The sequence below is a fragment of the Paraeggerthella sp. genome, from assembly GCF_048427265.1.
Classification (GTDB): Bacteria; Actinomycetota; Coriobacteriia; order Coriobacteriales; family Eggerthellaceae; genus Paraeggerthella; species Paraeggerthella hominis.
In genome coordinates this window covers 1-3,889 of sequence record NZ_DBFOSR010000076.1, presented here as the reverse complement: position 1 = coordinate 3,889, position 3,889 = coordinate 1, and the positions used below count along the sequence as shown (strand labels likewise).

Sequence of the window (3,889 nt, the reverse complement as noted above, 5' to 3'; positions counted from 1 at the left end):
CTGTTCGTGGGAGTGCTCGTGGGTATTTGCCGGCTTTCCGCTTTCATGGCCGAAGCGGATCCGGGTGCCGTGGTGTCCAGCTCGCTGTATCCCCCTATTCTTATAATGACGTTGCTGGCGGTTGCCGCTCCTCTTATGCTTCCGGCGTTGATGAGAGCGTGGACCGCGATCGTGCCGCAGCGGTGCGGAGGCGTTTGGCAGCTGGCGCGTCGTTTCGCTTGTTACGGCCTTGCTGCGAGCGTTTCGATCGAAACGCCCATCATGGTGGGATTTGGCTTTGCTGCAAGTATATTTTCCCTTTCGGGGCTGCTGGGAATATACGCGCAGCAGCAAGATATGGCTGATCTGAGCACGAGTCTGGATTGGACGTCGTCCGTTTTGCTTCTTGGCGGTCCCGTGCTGTTGTGTTCGGTTGGCGCGGCAGCCGGCGTGGTGATGTCTTCCAGGTCGCGCGCTCGCGATGTCGCCGTTCTTTCTGTAAGTGGCGTCGGATCAGCCGCTTTGTTGGCTGCTGCTGCGTGGGAGGCGTTTATTCATGCGGTTAACGCCACTTTGCTGGGCATGCTCGCTGTATTGGCATCGGAGGCTATTGTGGCGAACGCCGCCGGCTTGTCCCTTTTCGACGGCTTGGCTTTCACTGAAGGTCTTGTTGTCTCGGTGGTGGGATTTGGCCTGGTTCTTGTTTCGACGCTGGTTCCTACCTGCATTGCTCTTCGAAGAAGGACATTCTCGGCTTTTCGGACGCATGGATGATCGTCGCGGCTGCGCCGCGAAGGGCCGGGCTCCCTCGGGAGGCCGGTTTCGGTCAGCGCATTGCCGTCCGTCGAGGCATTGCGCACGAAAAAACGCCTTCGCTGGCAGGTTTTGACGGTTAGGGATCGTCGATTCGCCTTCGCCGCCCTTTCGGCTAAAGGGCGCTTCGCATCGTACCTGGTCAAAAGCACGTGGCGAATCCTAGTTGAAAATAGCCGGCTTGCAGCGGGAGTCAAACGACCTCAAACCGTCAGAAACCGCCAGCGAGAGCGGTTTTTCGTGCGCAAGGTCCCGTCCCGGGCAGCACTGATGGGCGAAACGCGCACGTAACGGCAGCGCGCAGACGCAATGCGCGCGGCAGCGCAACGCTCGAGCCATCGGCCACACGGTAGCAACCCGTGCCGCGCGGTAGCAGCGCGGCGTGGGTCGCCGGCCACGCGGCAGCAGCGCGACGCTCGAATCGCCGACCGCGCGCGCGGCAACGGCCGCTCGAGCCGCCAAGCCCCGCCAGCGCCTACGAGCGGGCGGCCTGCCGCACGAGCTCTTCGGCCAGGCGCGCGGTGCCTTCCAGATCCTGCACGGTAATGAACTCGTCAACGGAATGGAAGTTCGTCATGCCGATACCCAAGGTCACGGCACGTACGCCACGCGCAGACAGGATGTTCGCGTCCGCGCCGCCGCCCGAGTAGCGAAACGCCGGTTCAAGCCCTGCCGCACGAGTGGCCGCGGCAACGCCCTGCACCAGCGGATCGGGCTCCTGGTACAGCACGGGGCCGTAATCCTCGCGCCAGCTCACGTCCACCGAACCCCCGAAACGCGCGGCAGCCTCCTCGAGCGCGACGGTCATGGCCTGGCGCTGCGCATCGGCTCGGTCGCGGTACAGCGAACGGCACTCCCCCGCCAGCGTGCACGAGTCGGCCACCACGTTCACCTCGCGCCCGCCTTCGATGAGCCCGACGTTCGCCGTGGTCGCATCGTCAAGGCGCCCCAGACGCATGGCCGAAACAGCCGCCGCAGCCATCTGGATAGCGGAAACGCCCGCCTCGGGCTCCACGCCGGCATGCGCCGCGCGGCCCGAGAACGCCGCGCGCAACGTGTAGTGGCACGGTGCGCCCAGGATCACGGTGCCCGGAGCGCCGTCGGCGTCGAACACGTAGCACGGCGCACCCGCAGGCAGCTCGTCTTCGGACAACGCGCCCGAGCCAAGCAGGCTCAACTCCTCGCAAGTGGTAAGCAGCACCGTCACCGAAGGCATGTCCTCGTCGGCTTCGATAAGCGAGCGCAATGCCTCGAAGATGCCCGCGACGCCCGCCTTGTCGTCGGCGGACAGAATGGTGTCTCCGGCAGACCGCACGACGCCGTCTTGGACCACCGGGGAAATTCCCGCGCACGGCTGCACCGTGTCCATGTGCGCGGAAAGCACGATCTGGCCCTTCGACCGACCCTCGCGATAGGCGATGAGGTTGCCCGTTTCCGAACCCGTTTCGCTTGCAGAATCGTCGAAACGCACCTTGAATCCCAGGTCAAGAAGCTCTTGCTGACAGCGCTTCGCCATAAGGCCCTCTTTGCGCGAGGGGCTTTCTATGCGAACGATCTCCAGGAACAGGTCGAGCAAACGGTTCGGATTCATGAGCTTTCCTTCGGGACGTGCGGACGGCTACGTTTCGATTTAGCCGCAACGGAGGCACCGGGGCACCCAATCGCAGCGAACTTCATTATAATCATCGGGGTAACCCGATGCGCGAAAACCCGGCAACGGGAGCGCAACCGCCGCCCGAACAACAAGGAGGCACCATGCTGCACGACCTTGTCAAAGCCTGCCGAAGCTACCGCCGATTCGACGAAGCCGCCCGCATCGAGCGATCGACGCTCGTTTCCTGGATCGATGCTGCCCGCTTGGTAGCTTCAAGCGGAAACGCCCAGCCGCTGCGCTACGCTCTGGTAACCGACGAGCGCGCCTGCGAGAAAGTCTTCTCTTGCTGCGCATGGGCGAAGGCCCTCCCCGACTGGCCGGGGCCGGAGCCGGGAGAAAGGCCGAGCGCCTACATTGTGATCCTGAGCGACTGCGACCGCACGCTCGCCGACGTATTCACCGCCTGGGACGAGGGCATTGCCGCGCAAACCATCATGCTGCAAGCCGTCGAAGCCGGCTACGGCGGCTGCATCCTGGGATCTTTCAAGCGACGCAGCCTGACGCAGGCGCTGGGAATCGACGGAGATCGCTTCAAGCCCGATTTGGTGCTCGCCTTGGGAAAGCCCGCCGAAAAAGTGGTCGTTTCCACCATTTCCGCCAATGGAGCGACGGAATACTGGCGTGACGAGGCGAGCGTCCATCACGTTCCGAAGCGCCCTCTTTCCGACGTGCTTTTGTAAGGGCTGTCGCACGGGGGCGAAGGCCGGCCTGCGCGGGCGGGGACCGCTGCCCGCGCGGACGCAGGCCGTCGCCTGCGGGACATTGGCTGTCGTTTGCGGGACGATGGTCGCCGCCTGCACGAGCAGGAGCCGCCGCGTACGCGGGACGCAAGCCTCCGCCTGCGCGACCGGGCTACAAGACGAGCAGTTCCTCTTCTCGCACGGCATCCAGCCGACGGTTGCGCACGTACACGATCCAGTTCACCCCAATGCACACGAGGTTGATGAAGTACACGGCCAACACCCAGTTCACCGAGCCCGAAACGAACTTCGCGGCGATGCCCGCCAGGTAGCCGGCCGTAATCAACCCGATGAACTGCCAACTTGTACCCGCTGCGGTTTCAGCCTTGAAGCTCTTGTACGCGTTGAGCGGCCACGACAGCCCGAAACATACGAGCATCGCAGCCTCCAGTATCTCCGCCATCCGCAGATCATCTCCTACGCGCGGCCTTTCCAGTCGCGCTCGCGCTTGCATTCCGACGGTAACGGTATACCCACGCCCCTTCTGCGTCCAATATATTGATTATACTGAATTCATAATGCTGAACGTATGAATGAAGGCGGGGACTCTCATGGAGCTACAGCAACTGCGCTACTTTCACGAGGTGGCGCGCAGCGAGCATATTACGAATAGCGCCAAGAAGCTCCATGTGGCGCAACCAGCGCTCACGCAGACCATTCACCGGCTGGAGCAGGAGCTGGGCGTAAAGCTGCTCGAACGAGC

General features: G+C 63.3%; 4 protein-coding genes and 1 pseudogene. 3 read left to right on the top strand and 2 right to left on the bottom strand.

Translation table 11 applies throughout. The features are described from left to right. Positions 1-753: pseudogene (locus ACMNI9_RS07220) on the top strand (ABC transporter permease); the annotation flags it as partial. Positions 754-1,267: 514 nt separating this feature from the next. Here the strand turns inward: ACMNI9_RS07220 and ACMNI9_RS07215 are convergent. Continuing rightward, the gene (locus tag ACMNI9_RS07215) at positions 1,268-2,383 is read right to left on the bottom strand and encodes a M20/M25/M40 family metallo-hydrolase (protein WP_418831352.1); all 1,116 of its coding nucleotides are present in this window, start codon (positions 2,381-2,383) and stop codon (positions 1,268-1,270) included. Between the two features lie 164 nt (positions 2,384-2,547). Here ACMNI9_RS07215 and ACMNI9_RS07210 point away from each other — a divergent pair, with 164 nt between their 5' ends. Next, positions 2,548-3,126, top strand: coding sequence for a nitroreductase family protein (locus ACMNI9_RS07210; protein WP_225749433.1), 579 nt, complete (start codon positions 2,548-2,550; stop codon positions 3,124-3,126). 172 nt (positions 3,127-3,298) lie between these two features. Here the strand turns inward: ACMNI9_RS07210 and ACMNI9_RS07205 are convergent, their stop codons facing one another. Beyond that, entirely contained in the window at positions 3,299-3,589 is a 291-nt protein-coding gene (locus ACMNI9_RS07205; RefSeq protein WP_225749434.1) for a hypothetical protein, read from the bottom strand. Positions 3,590-3,719: 130 nt separating this feature from the next. Between ACMNI9_RS07205 and ACMNI9_RS07200 the strand changes: the two genes are divergently transcribed. Next, the coding region (locus ACMNI9_RS07200; RefSeq protein WP_418831353.1) for a LysR family transcriptional regulator at positions 3,720-3,889 on the top strand (170 nt) is incomplete at its 3' end.